Annotated in this window: 21 protein-coding genes; 17 read left to right on the top strand and 4 right to left on the bottom strand. The window is 41.4% G+C overall.

Features of this window, described 5'->3' with window-relative positions:
- Positions 1–25: 25 nt before the first annotated feature.
- The 11 genes from ABFY09_RS05745 (at position 26) to ABFY09_RS05695 (ending at position 10,602) form a co-directional block, all read left to right on the top strand.
- Positions 26–937, top strand: coding sequence for a DMT family transporter (locus ABFY09_RS05745; RefSeq protein WP_347983341.1), 912 nt, complete (start codon positions 26–28; stop codon positions 935–937).
- 160 nt (positions 938–1,097) lie between these two features.
- On the top strand, positions 1,098–1,334 hold the full coding sequence (gene rpmB, locus ABFY09_RS05740) for a 50S ribosomal protein L28 (RefSeq protein ID WP_317005857.1): 237 nt from the start codon (positions 1,098–1,100) through the stop codon (positions 1,332–1,334).
- 11 nt (positions 1,335–1,345) lie between these two features.
- The gene (gene rpmG, locus ABFY09_RS05735; protein WP_011978459.1) at positions 1,346–1,516 is read left to right on the top strand and encodes a 50S ribosomal protein L33; all 171 of its coding nucleotides are present in this window, start codon (positions 1,346–1,348) and stop codon (positions 1,514–1,516) included.
- Between the two features lie 86 nt (positions 1,517–1,602).
- Complete coding sequence (mutM, locus tag ABFY09_RS05730; RefSeq protein ID WP_347983340.1) at positions 1,603–2,421, top strand: bifunctional DNA-formamidopyrimidine glycosylase/DNA-(apurinic or apyrimidinic site) lyase; 819 nt, start codon at positions 1,603–1,605, stop codon at positions 2,419–2,421.
- A gap of 213 nt (positions 2,422–2,634) precedes the next feature.
- Positions 2,635–3,624, top strand: coding sequence for a BMP family ABC transporter substrate-binding protein (locus ABFY09_RS05725; protein ID WP_347983339.1), 990 nt, complete (start codon positions 2,635–2,637; stop codon positions 3,622–3,624).
- 216 nt (positions 3,625–3,840) lie between these two features.
- Positions 3,841–5,397 carry an ABC transporter ATP-binding protein gene (locus ABFY09_RS05720; RefSeq protein WP_347983338.1) on the top strand — a complete coding sequence of 519 codons (1,557 nt, stop codon included), beginning with the start codon at positions 3,841–3,843 and terminating at the stop codon, positions 5,395–5,397.
- Positions 5,394–6,491, top strand: coding sequence for an ABC transporter permease (locus tag ABFY09_RS05715; RefSeq protein WP_347983337.1), 1,098 nt, complete (start codon positions 5,394–5,396; stop codon positions 6,489–6,491). Before ABFY09_RS05720 ends, ABFY09_RS05715 begins: the two co-directional genes overlap by 4 nt.
- Positions 6,492–6,500: 9 nt before the next feature.
- Positions 6,501–7,469, top strand: a complete 969-nt coding sequence (locus tag ABFY09_RS05710) for an ABC transporter permease (RefSeq protein WP_347983336.1) — start codon at positions 6,501–6,503, stop codon at positions 7,467–7,469.
- 1 nt (position 7,470) lies between these two features.
- On the top strand, positions 7,471–7,878 hold the full coding sequence (gene cdd, locus ABFY09_RS05705; protein WP_347983335.1) for a cytidine deaminase: 408 nt from the start codon (positions 7,471–7,473) through the stop codon (positions 7,876–7,878).
- A gap of 165 nt (positions 7,879–8,043) precedes the next feature.
- A complete protein-coding gene (locus tag ABFY09_RS05700; protein ID WP_347983334.1) occupies positions 8,044–9,681 on the top strand; it encodes an AAA family ATPase in 1,638 nt (545 codons plus the stop codon).
- A gap of 24 nt (positions 9,682–9,705) precedes the next feature.
- Entirely contained in the window at positions 9,706–10,602 is an 897-nt protein-coding gene (locus ABFY09_RS05695; RefSeq protein WP_347983333.1) for a DNA adenine methylase, read from the top strand.
- Here ABFY09_RS05695 and ABFY09_RS05690 read toward each other — a convergent pair.
- Positions 10,599–13,034 (bottom strand): GNAT family N-acetyltransferase, encoded by a 2,436-nt coding sequence (locus tag ABFY09_RS05690; protein ID WP_347983332.1) that lies wholly within the window; start codon positions 13,032–13,034, stop codon positions 10,599–10,601. The two genes, ABFY09_RS05695 and ABFY09_RS05690, sit on opposite strands and share 4 nt — an antisense overlap.
- 152 nt (positions 13,035–13,186) lie before the next feature.
- Between ABFY09_RS05690 and ABFY09_RS05685 the strand changes: the two genes are divergently transcribed.
- A complete protein-coding gene (locus ABFY09_RS05685; protein ID WP_347983331.1) occupies positions 13,187–14,110 on the top strand; it encodes a histone deacetylase family protein in 924 nt (307 codons plus the stop codon).
- A 60-nt stretch (positions 14,111–14,170) separates the two neighbouring features.
- Here ABFY09_RS05685 and ABFY09_RS05680 read toward each other — a convergent pair whose 3' ends face one another.
- The gene (locus tag ABFY09_RS05680; RefSeq protein ID WP_347983330.1) at positions 14,171–14,554 is read right to left on the bottom strand and encodes a hypothetical protein; all 384 of its coding nucleotides are present in this window, start codon (positions 14,552–14,554) and stop codon (positions 14,171–14,173) included.
- A 155-nt stretch (positions 14,555–14,709) separates the two neighbouring features.
- Positions 14,710–14,901 (bottom strand): NadS family protein, encoded by a 192-nt coding sequence (nadS, locus tag ABFY09_RS05675; protein WP_347983534.1) that lies wholly within the window; start codon positions 14,899–14,901, stop codon positions 14,710–14,712.
- A gap of 112 nt (positions 14,902–15,013) precedes the next feature.
- On the opposite strand from nadS, the gene ABFY09_RS05670 reads away from it, so the two are divergent.
- On the top strand, positions 15,014–16,303 hold the full coding sequence (locus tag ABFY09_RS05670; protein ID WP_347983329.1) for a tetratricopeptide repeat protein: 1,290 nt from the start codon (positions 15,014–15,016) through the stop codon (positions 16,301–16,303).
- Between the two features lie 24 nt (positions 16,304–16,327).
- Here the strand turns inward: ABFY09_RS05670 and ABFY09_RS05665 are convergent, their stop codons facing one another.
- Positions 16,328–16,606 (bottom strand): helix-turn-helix transcriptional regulator, encoded by a 279-nt coding sequence (locus ABFY09_RS05665; protein WP_347983328.1) that lies wholly within the window; start codon positions 16,604–16,606, stop codon positions 16,328–16,330.
- 138 nt (positions 16,607–16,744) lie between these two features.
- On the opposite strand from ABFY09_RS05665, the gene ABFY09_RS05660 reads away from it, so the two are divergent.
- From ABFY09_RS05660 to ABFY09_RS05645, 4 genes are all read left to right on the top strand, one after another.
- Positions 16,745–16,972, top strand: a complete 228-nt coding sequence (locus ABFY09_RS05660; RefSeq protein WP_347983327.1) for a Trp family transcriptional regulator — start codon at positions 16,745–16,747, stop codon at positions 16,970–16,972.
- On the top strand, positions 16,969–18,402 hold the full coding sequence (locus tag ABFY09_RS05655) for an anthranilate synthase component I family protein (RefSeq protein ID WP_347983326.1): 1,434 nt from the start codon (positions 16,969–16,971) through the stop codon (positions 18,400–18,402). The genes ABFY09_RS05660 and ABFY09_RS05655 overlap by 4 nt, the downstream gene beginning before the upstream one ends.
- A 10-nt stretch (positions 18,403–18,412) precedes the next feature.
- Positions 18,413–19,075, top strand: a complete 663-nt coding sequence (locus ABFY09_RS05650; protein ID WP_347983325.1) for an aminodeoxychorismate/anthranilate synthase component II — start codon at positions 18,413–18,415, stop codon at positions 19,073–19,075.
- A gap of 368 nt (positions 19,076–19,443) precedes the next feature.
- Positions 19,444–21,795: a LuxR C-terminal-related transcriptional regulator gene (locus ABFY09_RS05645; protein ID WP_347983324.1), complete on the top strand. Its 2,352-nt coding sequence runs from the start codon at positions 19,444–19,446 to the stop codon at positions 21,793–21,795.
- Positions 21,796–21,856 lie beyond the last annotated feature (61 nt).

Raw genomic sequence — 21,856 nt, 5'->3', positions numbered from 1 at the left:
AACCAATATTAAGTAGGAGCGTTGGATGCCTTTTAAGAATAAAGATATGCTGCTGGGTGTAGGAATGGGGTTGATTGCGTCATTAATCTGGGGGAGTTGGCCTGTTCTGTCTAAGTTTGGGCAAATTCAAAATGTCACGTCTTTGGAACTCACGATATTACGTTTTGGCGTGTCAGGAATTATTTTATTGCCTGTATTGTTCTACCACTCAGTTTCGTTGCGAATATTGTGTACTAAAGGCGTTGCTTTGGCGATTGGTGCTGGCGCGCCATATATATTATTGGCAATGAAAGGCATAACCTTATCTTCCAGTGCGCACTTTGGCATTGTTGCACCTAGTTGTATGCTGGTTTTCTCCACCTTAGGCAGCATGTATTTATTGTCGGAAAAGTTGTCTAAGCAGCGAATACTTGGCGTTCTTATTATCGTGTTGGGTATTTTATTTGTTGGATTAAGCAGCTTTCATCGGATGAGTGTTGATGTTTTTATTGGTGATCTGATGTTTGTTGGTTGTGGTGCTTTATGGGCAAGTTTCACATTGTTGAGTAAATATTGGCAATTAAAAGCTTGGGTGGCAACGGCAATGGTGTCCGTGGTGTCTGGTATAGTGTGTCTGCCTTTATATTTGCTTCACCAAGATACAACCTTCATGAGTTTGCCTATTACAACGGTATTAATGCACGGCACGTTCCAAGGTGTGTTTGCAGCTATTATTGCATTATACAGTTACTCAAAAAGCGTGACGCTTTTGGGGGCAGCGAAGGGGGCTGTCTTTGCTGCTCTGGTGCCGCCATTTGCTTTGTGTCTAGGTGTATGGATTCTTAATGAGACAGTGACTTGGGTCGAAGTCATTGGCATTACTTGTGTTGTGGTGGGAATGTTGTTCGCTTTGGGCTTGGTTTCGTTCTCACAAAAAAAGGAATGTGTGTCTAATTGATCATTTTTTAACAAAAAGTTTGCTCAGTACGCTGTGTTATGGGAAAATGCGCGCCGCTATACCCTCGGTATGGGATTTTTTTGATTCATAAGGAATCATGCTCCGCCTGAGGAAGTGTTTCACTTCCAATAATTCTGGATAGCACAAAAGGTATTTAATTATGTCTCGCGTATGTCAAGTTACAGGGAAACGACCTGTTACAGGTAATAACGTTTCTCACTCAAAGCGTCGTACTAAGCGTCGTTTTCTTCCTAACCTTCATTGGCACCGTTTTTGGGTCGAAGGTGAAAACCGTTACATCCGTTTACGTGTATCTTCTAAAGGTATGCGTATTATCGATAAAAAAGGCATCGAAGCAGTTCTTGTTGAAATGCGTGCTAACGGCGAAAAAGTATAAGGATCTGAATCATGGCTTCTAAAGGCGCTCGCGATTTAATTCGCATGGTATCTTCTGCTGGTACTGGTCACTTTTACACAACTGACAAGAACAAGCGAAATACTCCGGATAAACTTGAAATGAAAAAGTTTGATCCAGTTGTACGTAAACACGTTATGTACAAAGAAGCGAAAATCAAATAATTTTGATTTTCCTCCGAAGAAACCGACTCCTAGAGTCGGTTTTTTTGTATCTAGTAGAACGTCTTTAATGTTTATCGAGGTCGCTTATGCCTGAATTGCCAGAAGTGGAAACCACGTTACGTGGTATAGAGCCTCATCTCGTGGGCCGAACCCTCTCTAAGATAGATATTCGTCAACCAAAGCTCCGCTGGCCAATTACGCCAGAACTGAGCTCTGAAATGACCGGGCATGAAATTACACATCTTTCTCGTCGCGGTAAGTATATTGGCGTTCATACGGCAAAAGGGACACTGATTGTTCACCTTGGCATGTCTGGTAGTTTGTATTTTGTACCAGCTCAAACGCCACCTTTGTTCCATGATCATGTGGATTTCTGTTTTGCAGAAGATGAACCATTATTGCGTTATACCGATCCTCGTCGTTTTGGCGCTATTTTATGGACGGCGAAAGATTGGCTAGAGCATGATTTGTTAAAACACCTTGGCCCAGAGCCTTTATCTGATGCATTTAATGTAGACATGCTGCACGCTCGGGCAAAAGGTCGAAAAGTACCAATTAAGACTTTTATTATGGACAGCAAAGTTGTAGTAGGTGCTGGAAATATTTACGCGAATGAAGCGCTTTTTAAAGCAGGCATTCATCCGAGCCGCATGGCGGGTAATATCAGTAAAAAGCGTCTTGCTACATTGGTAGAGTGCATTAAGTTGGTGCTTGCAGCTGCAATTAAACAGGGCGGCACCACCTTGAAAGATTTTGTTGGTGGCGATGGAAAGCCAGGGTACTTTAAGCAAGAACTGCTAGTATACGGTCGAGCAGACAAGCCTTGTACGGTTTGTGGCACGACTTTAAAAGAGATTCGACAGGCTCAGCGAAGCACGGTTTATTGCCGAAAATGTCAAACTTGACCTTTTGTTCAGATTAGGCACGAGAATTGCTAATTAATCATGCTAATAGAGAAATCATGATGTGAGTTTTTGATTGTCTTTACGGTTTTATGTGCAACAATATTGTTAAAAGAATGCATATTTTATTGCGGTATTTTTCTAATAGGTTTATTTTTGACCGATTGGGCAGAAAGGTTAACCATATATTTAACTATATTAAAAAGAGGAATTGGAATGAAGGGTATATTTATTGCGTCTGTCACGGCGTTAGCTATCTCATCAACGATGGTTCAAGCAGCAGACCCTGCGGTTGTATACGATCAAGCTGGTAAATATGATAAGTCTTTTAACGAAGGTGTTTATAACGGCGTTAAAAAATACACTTCTGAAACTGGCATTAAAGTTCGTGAATTTGAACCAAAAAATGAAGCTCAGGTAGAACAGGGTCTACGTCGCCTTGCTAACCGTGGTTTCTCTCCAATTGTAACGGTTGGTTTCAACATGACATCAGCAGTTACTAAAGTAGCGCAAGACTTCCCTGATGTTCATTTCACTATCATCGATGGTGTGATCGATCTTCCAAACGTTCAATCTGTTGTATTTAAAGAGCATGAAGGTTCTTTTATTGTTGGTGCGGTTGCTGCGATGAAATCTGAAACTGACACTGTTGGTTTCGTGGGTGGTATGGATATTCCTCTAATTCGTCGTTTTGCTTGTGGTTATGAGCAAGGTGCGAAATTCGTTGCTTCCGGCACATCTGTTCACCAAAACATGACGGGTTCTACTGGTGCCGCGTTTAACGACCCAACTAAAGGTTCTGAATTAGCTAAGAGCCAATTTTCTAAAGGAGCGGATGTTGTTTTCGCTGCGGCTGGTGGTACAGGTATCGGTGTTTATCAAGCGGCTAAAGACGAAGGTAAATTTGCTATTGGTGTGGATTCAAACCAAAACCACATCCAACCAGGCACTATGCTAACGTCTATGGTTAAGCGTGTAGATCTAGCGGCGTACAACACTTATAAAGATTCTGCAGCAGGCACTTGGAAACCAGGTCTAGTTGTTCTTGGTCTAGCTGAAGGCGGTGTTGATTGGGCTCTTGATGACAACAATGCAAGCTTGATTACAGCTGACATGAAAACGAAGGTAGAAGAAATTCGCGCTAAGATTGTAAGTGGCGAAATCGTTGTTCATGACTACATGTCAGACAACACTTGTAACTACTAAGTTGTAAAATAAAACAGCTGCCTGCCTTTCGCAGGCAGCTGTTTTTTTTGCTCTTATATTTTTCATTAAATGCGACAACAACAGAGTTTTCATTGGCTTTTGTAGCAGGTAGTTAAGTTATTGCGAGTAAAGTAGCAATAAAAACACCTAATGTGTTCTTGGTCTTGATATACACTTAGAGTGTTCCATTTTGAAGCAGATGAATTATTTTTAGATATGACGAATAAAGCAAAGCCATACGCAATTGAATTGCAAGATATCAGCAAACGCTTTGGTGCCGTTCAGGCTAACAAAGATATTTGCTTACAAGTTCCAGTTGGCACGATTCACGGCATAATCGGTGAAAATGGCGCTGGTAAATCGACTCTAATGAGCATTATTTATGGCTTTTATGAAGCTGATACAGGGCACATAGAAGTAGATGGCAAGCGTGTTGATATCCGCAGTTCTCAGGATGCTATTAATGCAGGCATAGGTATGGTGCATCAGCATTTCATGCTGGTAGAGAATTTCAGTGTACTTGAGAACGTTATCTTGGGTGCTGAGGGCGGCGCACTCTTAAAAGATGGTGTGGACGCTGCACGGGTTGAACTACAACGTTTAGCGCAAGAATATAGCCTAGATATTGATGTAGACGCGATTGTGGAAGATCTTCCAGTTGGTCTACAGCAACGAGTAGAAATCTTAAAAGCCCTTTACCGTGGCGCTCGTATCCTTATTCTTGATGAACCAACAGGTGTGCTAACCCCACAAGAAGCCGATCATCTTTTCCGTATTTTAAAAGCCTTGAAAGAACAAGGCGTGACCATCTTACTTATCACTCATAAATTGCGTGAAATTATGGCCTCTACTGACAATGTTTCTGTCATGAGGCAAGGCCAAATGGTTGCGCATCGTGAAACAGCTAAGACAGACAAAGAAGAGCTTGCTGAGTTAATGGTTGGTAAAAAAGTTCGTTTAACAGTTAATAAAGACGAAGCCAAACCAAGTGATGTATTCCTTTCTGCTAAAAACCTTTCTCAATTTGATAGCCAAGGCGTGAAGCGTCTTAAAGACGTGAGTTTAGAGCTGCGTGCGGGTGAAATTCTTGGTATTGCAGGGGTTTCTGGTAATGGCCAAAGTGAGCTTTTGAATGTACTGTCTGGCATTGAGCCAATGAGTGAAGGTGAAATTCATATCGCAGGCCAAGTGATTACTGTAAAAGCACCGAAAAATGCCGCACAAATGCGTGAGCTTAAAATGGCCCACGTTCCTGAAGATCGTCACAAAATGGGCTTGGTAACAGGCTTTGAAGCTTATGAAGCTGCTGTGCTTGGTTACCACAATTCAGATGCTTACAACGGTAAGGTTTTGATGAACCGTAAAGTGATGATTGAGGAATGTAATGAGCGCATGGCTGATTGGGATGTTCGTCCGCCGAACCCTCATTTAAAAACAGCCAACTTTTCTGGTGGTAACCAGCAAAAAATCGTTATTGCTCGTGAAGTAGAGCAGAACCCAGATATCTTGCTGATTGGTCAGCCAACGCGTGGTGTAGATATCGGTGCGATTGAAAATATACACGAACAAATTGTTAAATTACGAGACTCCGGCAAAGCAATCTTGTTGGTCTCTGTTGAATTGGATGAAATTATGGCACTGAGTGATCGCATCATTGTTATGTTTGATGGTGCAGTTGTGGGCGAACTTGATGCAAAAGACGCAGATGAACGAACCCTTGGCTTAATGATGGCGAACGCCTACAACGAAGAAAAAGCAGAGGTGTCAGCATGAGTCAGGCAAAAGTTCCTGCTTGGGTAAACATTGCGCTTATTCCTTTCTTAAATATCATGTTGGCTTTTATTGTGTCTGGTTTGGTGATTTTCGCCATTGGTGAAGACCCAATCGAAGCCGCGGGGTATCTGATTTATGGTGCGTTTGGCTACAACGAAGGCATCGGATACACCTTATATTACGCAACGAATTTAATCTTCACTGGTCTGGCTGTGTCGGTTGCCTTTAAAGGCGGCTTGTTCAATATAGGTGGGGAAGGTCAGGCGTATATTGGTGGTTTGGGTGTTGGCTTGGTTTGTTTGGCTTTAGACCACACAATGCCGTTTTATATCATTGCGCCTCTTGCCATTCTTGGTGCTGCCGCATTTGGCGCTGCATGGGGTTATATTCCGGCGTATCTACAAGCGCGTCGTGGCAGTCATATCGTTATCACGACCATCATGTTTAACTTTATCGCCTCTTCTTTGATGGTTTACTTAATTGTGAACTGGTTAAAAGAAGACGGACGCATGGCGCCGAACAGCCGTACGTTTGGCGAAAACGCTTGGATGCCTTACATACATGAATTCTTTGCGCCACTTGGTATCGATATTGGTGATTCGCCACTTAACTTTGCCTTTGTATTGGCCTTAGTATGTTGTGTTTTTGTGTGGGGACTGCTTTGGCACACGCGCTGGGGTTATCAGTTACGCACATTAGGAACCAATCCGACTGCAGCTAAGTATGCTGGTATTGATACGGCAAAAGTAACCATTTGGGCGATGTTGATTTCTGGTGGTTTGGCTGGTTTTGTTGGTATCAATGAAATTATGGGTGTAAACCACAGCTTGCTGCTTAACTTCACGGCAGGTTACGGTTTTGCTGGTATCGCGGTTTCCTTGATGGGACGCAACCATCCGATAGGAATTATTCTAGCTGCCATTCTGTTTGGTGCCTTGTATCAGGGTGGTTCAGAGTTGGCGTTTGAAATTCCGACCATCACGCCAGAGATCGTTGTCGCGATCCAAGGTTTGGTTATTTTATTCTCTGGTGCGCTTGAACACATGTTTAAAGATCGTATCGAAGGCTTTTTTATTCGCAGAGCTGTGGCGTAGGGGAAAAATATGTTTGAAACATTAATACTTATGCTAGATGCAACCATGCGTGTATCTACGCCTTTGATTTTTGCTGCATTGGCGGGCTTGTATTCAGAGCGAGCAGGTATTGTTGATATCGGCTTGGAAGGTAAGATTCTAGGTAGTGCATTTGCCGCTGCGGCAGGAGCTGCTGTATTTGGCTCTGCGTGGATTGGCTTGTGTTTTGGCATCATGACATCAGTCGCTTTGGCGATGATTCATGGCTTTGCTTGTATCACTCACCGCGGTGACCATATCGTTTCTGGTGTTGCGATTAACACTATCGTGGCAGGTTTAACGGTGACTTTGTCGATGAACTGGTTTGGTATGGGCGGTCAAACGCCAACACTGTCTGGGGATTCTCGATTTCTTTCTGTTACCTTGCCTTTTGCTGATGCATTAGTCGATGTTCCAGTAATTGGCTTAATTTATTCCGAGCTACTGAGCGGCCATAATATTTTAGTTTACCTAGGCTTTGCCATGGTGCCATTAACCTATTGGGTTGTTTATAAAACACGTTTTGGTCTACGTCTTCGTGCGGTGGGTGAAAACCCTCATGCGGTTGATACTGCGGGTATTTCCGTTGCCTTTATTCGTTACCGTGCCTTGATTGTTTGTGGCATCTTGTGTGGATTGGCAGGTGCTTACTTATCAACAGCACACAACGCTGGCTTTTTGAAAGACATGAGTGCTGGTAAAGGTTACATGGCTCTTGCAGCACTTATCTTTGGTAAGTGGCGTCCCGTTCCTGTGTTGTTTGCATGTTTGTTGTTTGGTTTCCTAGATGCTGTTGCGATTCGTATGCAAGGCGTGGTGATTCCAGGTATTGGTGAAGTGCCAGTACAGGCGATCGAAGTGCTTCCTTACGTGTTGACTGTGCTGCTGCTGGCTGGATTCATTGGCAAAGCGATAGGGCCAAAAGCCGTTGGTCGACCTTATGTAAAAGAGCGAGCCTAATATGTCTGTTGCAAAGCAAGATGAAACGCTTTTCCAACTGGCAAAAGAAGCGATGAGTAAGGCCTATGTCCCTTACTCAGACTTCACAGTTGGGGCTGCGATTCGTACCTCCAGTGGCAATCTGTACAAAGGTTGTAATGTTGAAAACGCAGCTTATCCAGAAGGTGTCTGCGCCGAAGGCGGCGCTATCTCGGCCATGGTTTTAGGTGGTGACACGCAAATCAAAGACATTTATGTGATTGGTAAAGGCGATCAACTTGTTACGCCTTGCGGCGGTTGTCGCCAGAAGATTCGAGAGTTTTCATCTACCGACACTATGATTCACATTTGTGGTCCTGAAGGTGTGCGTAAATCGCTTACTATGGAAGAATTGTTGCCTTTCTCATTCGGGCCTGAAAACCTGAAGTAATCGGTTCTTCAAACGACTTGTCAAAAACCACGCCTTTGCGTGGTTTTTTGTTAAATGAATAAAGGTGTTTTACAATGAGGTTAGTTATTTCTCACGTCAGAGTGAAAAATAACATTTCAATTAGAGTTTTTTTGTTTTCATAAGCTAATGTAAGGATACAATAATATGATAAAAAGTATTGATTTCGTACACTATAGGAAAATAAAAGGGGTTAAGTTAAATTTTAAACCTGGAATTAATGTTATATCAGGGCAAAATGGAACTTGTAAAAGTTCTATTTTACATATTATTGGAAACTCATATCAGAAAATAAAGCAAACAAATCCTGATGTAGATACCAAATTATTTAATATAATCAAAAAAATAAATCAAACAGTAAACCCGAAAATCGAGACCCTAACAAAGGGAGATAAAAAATATAATGATCCTGCTGTAGGTGTGAAAGGCACACTTTATACTGTCGAATATGAAGGTTATACTTGTGACTTTAGGCGTCATAATAATACCCAGAAAGTAGATGATGCAAAAAGGTATAGGCTGATTCCAAAGTATCCTCAAGGTCAAAAGCAAACTCTTGAAGAAAGAGCTGTTATTTACTTGGGTTTGACGAGAATTGTGCCTATTGGTGAGTTAGGAGATATTACAAGGAACATTACAAGTAGTCTTCCACCTGAATATGAAAGAATACTGATCTCTGAATATAAACATTTAACAAGTATTGATATAGATAATATTCGAACTGAAAATTCAAATGATGTAAAAATAAGAAGTGAATTTACTACCCAGTATGATGGTGTTGATTCAAATACAATTTCAGCAGGTGAAGATAATATTTTTATTGTTTTGACAGCACTTATTTCTCTAAGGTGGTTGTTTTATGAAACAGGTTTTGGTAGTACGCTATTAATAGATGAAATAGATGCGACTCTACATCCATCAGTGCAATATAAATTATTTCTTCTAATTAAAAAATATTCAGATGATTATAAAATACAGGTTTTTTTTACAACACACAGCCTTTATCTTTTGGAAAAAACATTAAAGTTCAATCAGAATCTATTATATTTGACTAGTCAAGCAGGCAATACGGTATCTCCTATGGAAGAGCCTGATATATATCGTATAAATATGTTTCTAACAAATGAAACGAGGCTAGAAACATTGTCAGATAAAAAGATTCCTATATTTACAGAAGATGCAGAAGCACGAATTCTGTTAACAGAAATATTTGATGACTTATCGGATAGTGATGATTGTTTTTCAAGAATAAATAATTACTTTCATTTCGTTGATATAAACTTAGGTTCTGATAGTTTGCGCGACTTATTTAATGATAGGTTTTTAAATAAAACAACTCTAAAGGCAATATGTATACTTGATGGTGACAAAACAGATGTAAATTCTAATAAGAATGTGAGAGTGTTATCTTTACCTCAAGACGGATCGCCAGAGCAGATTGTTTTTAATCATTTGGTTTTGCTATATAATGATGCTGATCTAAGTTCTGACTTTTGGGTTCAACATCAGGTGGAAAGGGAAGGTTTTTCTGTATCTTGGCTTCAGCATAATAATATAATTAATGATGTTGAAGGATTAATTGAAAGACCCGAACGGGAAAAAGCGAAAAAAATATTTAATAAATATAAAGTTTTTTTTATACTTGTTTTTAGGCATTGGCTTTCAAAAAATAAAGATAATGCATCTTACAAAAAATTCTTGTGGGATTTAAATTTAGCGTTTAAGGCAACAGCAACAGAAAATTCTATTAATCCAAATTCTTGGGACTTTAAAAAATCTAAATGATATTATTTTCTGAGGCATTGATCTATGCGTATTCATAACTCTCCATTGCGTTACCCTGGTGGAAAAACAAAGCTAATAGCTTATGTTTTAGAAACACTTAAAATAAATAATCTTATAGGTGGTACTTATATTGAACCATTTGCAGGTGGTGCTGGTATTGCTTGGTATTTGTTGTTGAATGAAAAAGTTAAAGATGTATGTATCAATGACTTAAATGGGTCGGTATATGCTTTTTGGTATTGTGTCTTAAACGAAACTAAAGAACTAACCCGATTAATAAATGATACACCGGTTACTATTGATGAGTGGCATAAGCAAAAGGAAATACAAGACGATTTGAATTCCACCATTATAGAACTGGGCTTTTCAACGTTTTTTTTGAACAGAACTAATCGTTCTGGCATAATAAAAGGAGGTGTTATGGGAGGTAAAAATCAAGATGGAAGATACAAACTAGACTGCCGTTATAATAAACTAAAATCAATCAAAAAAATAAAATCTATAGCAAACCTTAAAGAAAGAATTACGTTAACGAATAAAGATGCAAGAGATTTTTTGAAAGATGATTTGAAAAATATTGGTAGTAAGTGTTTGATTAATATAGACCCTCCTTATTACGAGAAAGGGAAGGGGTTATATCAAAACTTTTTTGAGCATGATGACCATTGTGAATTAAGCGATATTATACGTTCTTTAGATAAACCTTGGATTGTAACCTACGATGATTCCCCTGCTATAAAGGGTATATATAATGAGTATACTCCATTGTCATTTGGTTTAAGTTATACGGCACAAGTTAAAAGGAAAGGAAGTGAGGTTATTATTCATTCTCCACTGTTAGATAAGTGTGGCTTCGACCCTAATTTATCATTTGACGACATAAAAAAAATAAAGCGTGCTCAAGGACGTATTGAGATCTAATAATGACAAAATCTAAATTCGTTATTTTTTAATGTTTTAGGTGGTAAGCTAATTGTTGCAACCACTTGTCCAAAGTCATCTGGGTCTCTCTGAATGGTGAAACCCAAATGACGACAGAACTCGATCATGCGTTTGTTTTCTGCCAGTACGATACCTTTCATCACTTTAATTCCTTTGTCTGCGGCAACTTTAAACAGCTGTCGCATGAGATAAGAAGCCAGTCCTAACCCTTGGAACTCATCTCCTAAAACCACGGCAAATTCACAGCTTTGGTCGTCGAAGTTATCTACGTATCGTGCCGTGCCGATCAGTAAGTCTTGGCCATCTCGATGGAGAACGGCCAACAATGCCATTTCTCTGTCGTAGTCGATATGAGACATACTCGCCAGCATGCGCGGCGTTAGTTCTGATATGTTAGAGATGAAGCGAAAATAGCGTGTTTCGTGAGACATACTACGAACAAAATTTGCCAAAATCACGGCGTCTCTTGGTAAAACAGGGCGAACGGTCGCGACTTCATCATTTTTCAAAATCCGTTCGGAAACCCATTGTCTAGGATAAGGGTGAATCGCCAAATGTTCATATCGTCGCTCGCTTTTGCGTGGTCGTAACGTCGCACTGACATCAGCATAGACACTGCCCGTTTCATGTACCCTCAAATCAGCCAGTTCTAGGCTTTCTATTTCGGGGAGTTCGCAAACCATGGTGGATAAATTTCTTAGCAAGCTTTCTAATTCAAAGGATTCCTCTCCAGGAAAAGCCCGTTGTATTAGGTCTTTTGCTAAAACGGTATTGAGTGGTGGTAAAGCAACGGCTTCAACTTGTTTATGCTGATGAGCACCTTCCAACGATAAGCCAATTGCCGGTCCAAATATTGGGTCTTGGAAAACGCGTAAGTGAATGGGAGCTAATAACTGATGAGATGCTTGCCTGCGAGAAATTAAGGGAATATGGAATAACTCAAAAATGCTGCGTAAATCGTCTGCGTTTGCTGTGTTTTGTCCCGCTTTTAATCGCTCATTCAGGCTGTTAGTAGCTTCTGATACATCAATTTTAAAACGAAATGCATGGCTGTCTGGCGACTGCTTCGCCAATAACTGATTGCGCTGGAATTGCACTAAAAACTGAAAGCCCTCAATTGCCGTTTCAGGTGTTCGGAAGGTTGGAATCCCAGCTTCGTTGATGCGAGTGCGCATGTTGGTCATATTGCCGCCACCAAGCAAACACACCATGACGAGCTTTTTCTGATCTCGATGGAGTTTGGAGATTAGGTCATACAAGGAATCAATATCGATCAAGGCGGTTGGGCTTAGAGTGAGTAATACGGCACCGCAGTGTGGGCTACTGAGAGCGTCTTCGGCCAAATCAATAAATAAATCAGTAGCACAGCTTGCCCAAACGGTTGTCACCGAGCCAACGCTGCCGCGACCTGCCATGGTGGTTTCAAGTGCCGTGCGCAGTTCGCCTTCAGGATTGAGTAAGTCTATGTCGAGTTCCATGGCGCGTTGCGCCGCTAATTCTCCCGGCCCTGCGCCATTTCCTATTATCAGCAACGAGCCGTCTTTCACGCGTCGAGCGTTGGTCATAACAGACGCCGCGGCGATCAAATCATTCAAGCGTCGACCGCGAACCGCGCCAGTTCGGCTGAGAGCTGCATCCAGTACACGCTCGTCAGAGCCAACCGAGTGCTCGGTAACCACGGCGACGGGTTTGCTTCGCCCTGTGGCGCGTAAGCTACTCAAGAAACGGGTTGGGCGACCGATTTTCTGCAGATACATCAGGATGGCCTGACTGTCGAAATCGGTTGATAAATAATCCAGAACTTGTGACGGCATCACATCAACAGGTGAGCCCATTGATACAACTTGAGAAAAGCCGATGCCTTGCCACGTCGCCCAATCGACCAAGGCGCTGGCGACGGTGCCAGATTGCGACATCAAAGCTAATCGCCCTGTTAATGGCTGTGTTAAGCCAAGCCAAGCGTAAACTCCTTGCTTAGGACGGCAAATACCAAAGCTGTTTGGGCCAAGTAAACGAACATTGTGTTTGCGCAATATGGGGATCAACTTAGCTTCAGGTTCACCTGTCCAAGACAGCATTAACAAAGAGCCGATGCCAGCTTCGCCACACGCCGCAATAATATCTTCCATTGATGAATTGGAATGAGTACCAACTAGCACAGCAAGATCTGGGCTTGGCTTTGCTCCATTTGAAGCAATGAATTCATCCAAAGACGCAAACCGTGGGAATGAAAAAGAGGCAGCAGGCCTCGTGCCTACCAAGCTAACAGGGCAAGACTTTTGACGATGAGATTTGTCTGTATGAGCCAAGGATTTTAACAGCGCCAGCATGAGAGGATCGTTGGCATCGTCACCGGTTAAAACCACCATGGACTTTGGTGCAAGTAAGGGATGCAATGCATGTTGGCTCATTGACGTTCTCCGAGTGGCTAATACAGAACAAACAATTAAGGTATCACGGTTTCTATCTTTATGGATTGTAGACCATGGTAGGATAGACTGTCTTTGTGGTTTTCGTTAAAACAACGAGAGTAAAAACAAGAATAAAGAACCCGAGAGACGAGATGACAACTGCCTACATTACACATACTTATTGTGACCGCCACAACATGGGTGACGATCATCCAGAGTCACCGAAACGTCTTGGCGCGATTCAAAACCGCTTGATTACAGGCCAATTGATGGATTTTATTCGTCGAATTGAAGCGATGCCCGCCACTAGAGAACAACTGATCAACACACATGACGTCGCTTATGTGGATTCTATTTTTGCCCGAGCGCCAGAATCAGGGCATGTTGAATTAGAGCCAGAAACCTTGATGATGCCGCACACATTAGGGGCTGCTCTTCATGCCGCTGGTTCGGTCGTGAAAGCGGTCGATTTAGTTATGGCTGGCGAAGTGGATAACGCTTTTTGTGCGATTCGTCCGCCGGGACATCATGCGGAATTCGACAAAACCATGGGTTTTTGTCTGTTTAACAACATCGCTGTTGGCACGCGCCACGCTATTCACCAATATGGTTTAGAGCGAGTCGCCGTCATTGATTTCGATGTGCATCATGGCAACGGCACAGAAGATGTTTTCAAAGCAGATACCAGAGTACTTTACGCATCCAGTTATCAACATCCGTTTTATCCTTACGCTGACCCGGGCGCTTCCCACGACAACATTTTGCATATGCCATTGGAAGCGGGGTCTGGCAGCGATGCCTTCCGCGCCATTATTACCGAGCAATTATTACCAAGACTGGAAAGCTTCAAGCCTCAGCTCATCATGATTTCAGCAGGATTTGATGCTCATAAAGAAGACCCAATGGGACAGTTAAGACTAGATGAAGCGGACTTCACTTGGATTACCGATGTGTTAATGGATGCGGCAGATAAACACTGCGAAGGACGAGTGGTCTCTGTGCTTGAAGGTGGCTACAACATAGACGCACTAGGGCGAGCTGCGTTTTGTCATATTAAGAGCATGATGAGGTTATAAAAAAGGGAGAAACCCCGAACTGGCTTGCTCTCTTAGTGTCGTAAGTTGTGCTTTTATAAATTAAGCTAAGTTCAATTTAATCAGTGTATAACCATAAATACAGGCGCATCCAAACAGCATTAAAAGCATTAACTCTTGGAAGCCTTGCGGTAGCGAGTTGATCTTAGTTTGAAGCCAACCAAGGGTATGTTTTATCAAAGAAGGCGACTTATCCAATGATATGTTTGGCAAGCTAGTGATCATCATAGAGAAGCCCGCAATCAGCGCCGCTATTCCCCAAAACTCATCAAAATGTTGAGCGTCATACCACAAAGCATTCCACGCACCCATTAAAAAAGTAATGACAAAAATCTTATCCTGATACTTCTTCAAACGCTTTCCAACAGGATTAGGAACCGACAAAAACAGAATAAGTGCCATAAAAACCGTGACCACAATGCCCATGTTGATACCCTTTTTTGATAATAACCCGAAACACAAAACGTACAGACAGACTAAGCTCATTCGTAATTCTGCAATTTAGACGCAGAGTCATTCACTTTTCTTACACAAATGATGGAAAAAAATAAAAAAATTCTTATAAGCACCAAATGACTATATTAATGGGCAGACAATGCTTTATAAAAATTCGGGTTTTCTTCAATCGTTGCCAATACTTTCGCCGCCAACCCTGTAGGGCTTCGGCGTTTACTTTCCCAACTTTTAATCGTATCAACACTGGTGCCAAGCGCTTTCGCGAAATCCGCTTGAGAGACTTGTAAACTCTGGCGAATGCTTTTCACATCTGAGATGTTAAAGCGCTATGTTTTCCGTTGTGAATGAGTGTGTAAAAGTTTGTTTCATTCCCAAACAACGAGTTAAACGCTATTCTTATGGCAACTCATTTTTCAAGGATGTTATAGAGTGCTTAACTCCCTCACACGTTTTCTTTTCGTCAGCCTTTTCTTAGTCACATTTTCTCACTCGACTTTTGCCGCAGATGATGTCGTTACGACATCTAACGCACAACTGCCCCAATGGTTTTATCAAGAGCTTATAGCCATCAAAAAAGACGTCAGTGATCTTGATGCCAAACAGGTGTCTGAGGGTGAAGTGCAAAATCTAAAAGACCGACTTTCTAAAGTCGAAACGGTGCTAGAGGTAAGTGAAAAAGATATTGATGAAAGGCTTGATGCTCAAGACAAATTTATCGACGCGATTTATGCCTCGACAGATAGGTTTGGGATTATTGCTGGGGTTTTAGGTGTTATCATTGCGGGCATTGCATTCTTTTTTAGTTCAGGAGCGAAAAGAGAGGCTGTTGCGAGTGCGAAAGAAAGTGCTGATATTGAAGTTGAGAAATGGACTATCAGAACGTTAGGCGAATTAAGGCAGAATTTCGAGCAAGAAATTAGAAGCTTATCGACGACTTACGACACTAAGTTACACGAAAGGCTAGATGAACTTGAGAAAAAATACATAGACAGCTTAGCAAGTGTGCAACAGAGTATGAGTGTTCAGCAGGATGCTGCTGCCTTACTAAGTAAAGCTTATGCACTATTAACATCAAATAAATGCATTGAGGCGATAGAAGTTTATGATTCTATTGATAAACAGTTTAAAGAGAGAAAAGAAACTGAAATTGAGAGACAAGTAGCAGAAGCGCTTTTAAACAAAGGTGTTGCATTAAATAAATTAAATCGCTTCGAAGAGGCTATTTATGTATATAGCGAGCTGATCAAGCGATTTAATGGCAACAGCGAATTGGCGATACAAGAACAAATTGCGAAAGCATTAATGGACAAAGGCGCTATATTGGTTCATTTAGGGGATTTGGAGAATGCGATTGTTGTATGCGATGAATTACTTAAACGATTTAAAGTTAGTGACCAAATAGCGTTGCAAGTGCAAGTAGTGATAGCGTTAATGAATAAAGGGAATACACTTGATGAGTTAGATCGTTCAGAAGAAGCCATAAAGGTATATTATGAACTAATTGAACAATTCAAAGATAGCGATGAGCTAGCTATGCAAGAGCAAGTCGCTAAAGCCTTATTGAGTAATGCTAGTATTTTAATTAAGTCTCATCGAATCGTAGAGGCAGTAACGGTACTGGATCAACTAATTGAAAAATATGTTGGAAGAGAGGAATTAAATATCCAAGATATTGTTCAGCAAGCAATAGAGTTAAGCAGAAAACTCAAAGGTCAGTAAAATTTCTGTGTAAAAATGTTCAGTTTATTGTTTTTTTTCCGCTTTCAGTGAAAGCTCAAACCCACAGGCATTAGCGTATTTTTGCAAAGTCGCCCAGCTTGGGTTGGCGTTGCCTCGCTCTAGTCGGCTGATATTGCTTTTTTGTGTGTGCATCCGTTCTGCAAGCTGAGCTTGTGTTAGACCTGCCTGTGTACGCATGTAAATCAGTTGGTCGATAAGTGAAAACTCACTGGCTAATTTATCGTATTCTCTTTTTACCTTGTTGTTTTGAAATGCTTTTTCTTTTAGATCGTTTAAGTCCATTCTCTTTCTCTTAGTTATCATAAAAGATAACTTCAATATTAATTCTCTTCTTGCCATTTATCCAGTTGCCTAATGATAAGAAATGCATTACTGTACTAGTACGTGAATACATGGCGATTTCATTAAATAGAAACCCTTATGAAAGATTTGATTGAGTTTTTAAAAGACGCAGACGATGCGGTGTTGGAGAAGCGTTTAAAGGCGTTGCTGACACCAAATGAGTTGAATGAGATGCAGCACAGGTTGCAGATATTTTCCCTATTGGAGCAAGGTGTGCCGCAGCGCGACATTGCGAAGCAGTTGGGTGTTGGCATTGCCACAGTGACCCGTGGTTCTAGAGCATTGAAGGAATTAAAAGAAGAATGAACGCACACCATAAAAAGCCGGAGCGCATCACGCTGCCGCGCAAACCTAAGTACATTACCATCAGTTCCGATTGCGATTTTTTTGCCTTGTTCAAGAAGGTGGAAAAGCGATTTGAGAACTGTTTTATGTTGGAATCCCTTGGCGAAGAGAGCTTCATTTCCCGCCATTCTATTATTGGTTTTGACCCTGAAAAGCTGATTTGGGCAGAAGGCAAAAAGCTGTTCATCCAAGAACGTACTGGTGAGACAGAAGCTTACGACTCGGACAATCCGTATTATTTATTGCGTGATATCGTGCCACAAAATATTTTGTCGCGTGGCTTCGCTGGTGGTTTAACGGGTTATATCGGTTACGACAGTATGAATTACTTTGAACCGACTTTGGATCTGCAATCCAGCGAGATGTTTGATGCGTTCCGCTTTGGCTTGTACAAAGACGGTTTGATCCTCGACAAGATGACAGGCGAAGTCTTCTATTTTTACTACGAAGATGGCGAAGGCTCGCAAGGCAATCGTGTCGAATTAGTGAAAGCGATGATGGCGGAACCTACGCCAGAAAACGGCCCGTTTGTGGTTCGTCCTGTTGGCGAATCCATGAGCAAAACAGACCACGCTGATGCGGTCGCCAAAGTTAAACAAGACATTGTGGAAGGTAAAATTTTCCAGTGTGAAGTGGGCTTTAAAAAGTGGTTTGATTTGGAAGGCGATACCATCAATTTGTACGAAGAGTTACGTCAAGTGAACCCTTCGCCACAAATGTATTACATCAAGTTTGGTGAGCAAAAAGTGATTGGTGCGAGCCCTGAACTCTTGTTCCGTGTGCGCCAAGGTGAAATGGAAACCTTCCCGCTTGCGGGCACAGCAAAGCGCGGTAAAGACGCCACAGAAGATACGGCGTTGGCTCGCGCTTTGTTGAACGATCCAAAAGAAATTGCCGAGCACAATATGATTGTGGACTTGCATCGTAACGACATCGGCCGAGTGGCGCGCTTCGGTACGGTAAAAGTTCGTTCCTTAATGGACATTAAACGTTTCAGCCACGTTCAGCATATTTCCAGTGAAATTGTCGGCATCATGGCGGAAGATCACGACATGTTTTCTGCCTTGGCAAGTAACTTCCCAGCGGGTACTTTGACTGGCGCACCGAAAATCGAAGCGATGAAAATCATCGACGATTTGGAAAGTGATGGCCGTGGCCCATACGGCGGCGCGGTAGGTCAGTTCTCTTTCAATGGCGATTGCATGTTTGCCATTCCGATTCGTACGGTATTCGCCAAAGGCAATAAAGCTTATGTGCAAACCTGTGGCGGTAACGTATACGACTCAAATGCCGAAGACGAATACGAAGAAATTCAACGTAAATTTGCAGGCACTAAGCGCGTGTTAGACAGCTTTGCGCCAGACGCAAACAAGACAGAAGCGAAGGTTTAAGGAAGGCAAGATGAAAGTTTATATTATCGACAATTACGATTCCTTCACTTACAACCTGTATCAGTTTATTGGCGAAGTGTTGGAAACCGAAAAAAGCAAAGGCGCGATTGATCACTTTGATGTGATTGTGAAACGTAACGACGAAGTGACGTTAGACGACATTCGTCAAGCGACACCAGATCGCATCATCATTTCTCCAGGGCCAGGCTCGCCAGACGACAAAGCGTATTTTGGTGTGTGTGCGGATGTGATTTTAGAGTTTGGTAAAACCATTCCACTGATGGGCGTTTGCCTTGGCATGCAGGGAATTTGTCATGTGTTTGGTGGCAAGGTCGTAAAAGCGCCATTGCCAATGCACGGGAAAACCAGCCCAATTAATCACAACGGCGAAGGCATCTTCCACGACATTCCAGATCAACTGGAAGTCATGCGTTATCACTCGCTCATCGCTGAAGCTGAAAGCTTCCCTGAGGTATTAGAAGTCACCGCATCGGTTGGCGACTTGAAAGAAGGGGACTTTGGTGACGTGAGTAAAATCCACCAAGGCGGCGACTTTGAACTCATGGGCATTCGCCATAAAGAATACCCAATCCAAGGTATTCAATTTCACCCAGAATCCTTCGCCACAGAAGGCGGGAAAGACCTGATTAAAAACTTCTTGTTTCAGATGTAAATCTTTTGTCCTTTAAGTGTTGAATTGACAACACTGAATATTGAAACGAAAAGAGCCGTTCGCTTAGCGACGGCTCTTTTTTTATGTCTTCGCTTAAAATTCACATTGGATGTTGAATTGCCGGATGGCAGTCATTACGGGGTTAATTTGTAGTAAGTCACTTGATGATCTTTGTTAGCTACAAAGGTAAACTCTCAGAAAAGTGAATAGCAATTTCATGTCAAAATACAATCAATACGGCATTAGCTGAATTCAAATACAGTGAATAATTTTCGCTCTTTCTATGATAAATTAGTGATAGTGGATTTAGTTGATAGTCGTCAGTGAATCTTAATGTAAACAATCCAACTTTGTGTTCTTAGTATCGTATGATTGAACGATCTTCTCTATTGCATCTACTGACAATTCAAACCGCCCCTATTGTGATTATTAACGGATTACCTGGCAGTGGTAAATCTGTACTTCTTCAGCAACTAGCCGCTTACTTTAACTGCAAAGTACAAAATACCTTACCTAATCCAAGTGAATTTGAAGATAATACGCACCTTATTTGGGACACCATAGGGAGAGGTTTTCACCAGCATCTAGAGCAAGTTTTGCAATTACGTTCTGAGCTGGAGAACCGAGAGCAAACACTTTTTATCAGCGCCAGTTGGGTTGGGAACAATAAGCTAATATCGCAAGCACTTCTTTATGGACAATTGGCCATTATTGACCAATCGGAGCTAATGTTTTCTGAGCAAGAGATTGCCAGCCTCTATCCGTCAGATTACACAAACATATATTTGCATACGAGAGGTTGGCCTGTCCTAGTTTCGAATTGGTCTGACCTGAATAGTGAAAGGTATAAAGAATCTTTGAGAGAGTATATTGCTGCTCGAATTTTGCCAATCTTATCCTACCATGAGCAACGCTTACTGATTGCTTTAGCATTTAACTCTGAAATATCGACAGAGTTAGTGCGGCTCGAAAAAACGCATATAGAAATGTTAGACCCACTTATTATTGAGGATCGAAACAGCAATTTCACATTGGGCATTCCATACCTAAAGCAAGTTTTAGTGGATATTGCCAAACCGGATTCGAGAGTTTATCAAGAGGCAATGCGGCTTGTTGTAAAGCATATCTTTCATCATAAAGATCATTTTATTGCCATACAAACAGCATTAGAAAGTAATAATATCGACCTTGCCATTCAATGGTTTGAAGAGTGTGGAGGAGGCATGTATGGCTACCTTCATGGCTTCGCTAAGCTAGAGCAAATCTTAAATCTTTTTTCTCAAGACATAATCGCAAGCAACCTTAACTTATGCTTAGCAAAAGCCATATTTTACTTTAAAAACTATCGCTTATTAGAAGCCAAAGAATTTATTGGAAAATTGGATTTTGATAAAAATCATCTAAAAGAAAGCGATCGAGCAATAATGACCCTTATAAGGGGCCAATATGATACGTATTTTACGACGATTAAAAGTGATGTGCGGATTGATAAACTGAAAAAAATTGAGTTTCAGTTGGTGTCTAACTCTGATGCATTGATGATTTATTATGGAATGCTTTCTATCCATTACAGTATGGTCGGTGACTGGTCACAAGCGTCACTTTATCAGCATAAGGAATTAGCGTTAGCGTCAAAATCAGAGGTATCTTATCTTGTTTTTTACTGCCACTTTAACCTTGCGCGTATTAATTTACGGATGGGTTATCCAAAGGTAGCACTACAACATGTAAAGGAAACACGGAAAAGTATCACTCGTATTAGCTATTATAAGTCGCTTAGTTATGAAAAGAACTTTGCGGATCTTATTGATGGAATAACCGCGTTATACCGAGGTGATATAGAACTGGCGAACAAGCAATGGAATCGTTCTGCCATTCTTCGTAAGCATTCAGAAATTTGGCCAGAGTTTCTGTTTCAGTTTTATTTTTTTGGGGTTGTTTGTCACCTTATTAATAATGAAACAGAACAAACCAGTTCATTATTAGACCAATTGCGCTTTGAGTATCAATTATTTTTTTCGGATGACCAAGGCAAGCTTTACTTTAAACTCTTGTCTATTTTGATTTTGCAGCAACAACAGCGTTGGACGGAAGGACAAGCAAAGTTATCTTCTATTGATATTGACCCTGAAAGTGCAATAGGCCCAATTATAGAGCTATACCATTGGCTGACTTATCGTAACAATGTTGGGCTGGTTTGTATTCACAGTCGCCAGCAGGGCACCACAGTATCACCAGAGCTGAACGACACGCCTTGGTCAGATATTTGTTATACCTTACAGGAGCTAAAGTTACTCTGGTTTAGCCATGATCAATTTATGTTAGCCCCTCGTTTATTGTCGTTATTTCGTCGAGCTTATACGCTCGATTTATGGCTACCCTTGATGTTTGAAATGGAATGGTTGAATCATGCGGTAAAGAAGGTGAAGTCGAGTGCTAAGAACCGGATTCGACATACTTTGTATGAGCGTGCTTTTTCTGTTTGGAATGAAAAGTGCCAGCAAACACCTAAAAATAGCCAGACTGAGGAGCTAACATCTAAGCAATTAGTAATTGTACAAAGGCTTGGGGAAGGCTTATCTAATAAGAAAATAGCACAATTTACTGGGTTATCAGAAAGTACGGTTAAGTTTCATTTAAAAGGTTTGTTTAAACGCTTTGGAGTAGAAAGCAGACAATCATTGGTTAAGCTAGCAATGGAAAAAGGCTGGATTCATTAATGGATAAAAATGAAAAACCATAGTGAGTTTCCCCACTATGGTTTTTTTATAAGTCAGGTAC

Source organism: Marinomonas sp. 5E14-1 (assembly GCF_039939215.1).
Classification (GTDB): domain Bacteria; phylum Pseudomonadota; class Gammaproteobacteria; order Pseudomonadales; family Marinomonadaceae; genus Marinomonas.
Note: the sequence above shows the minus strand (reverse complement) of the source record. Positions and strands in the feature narration are given on the sequence as shown.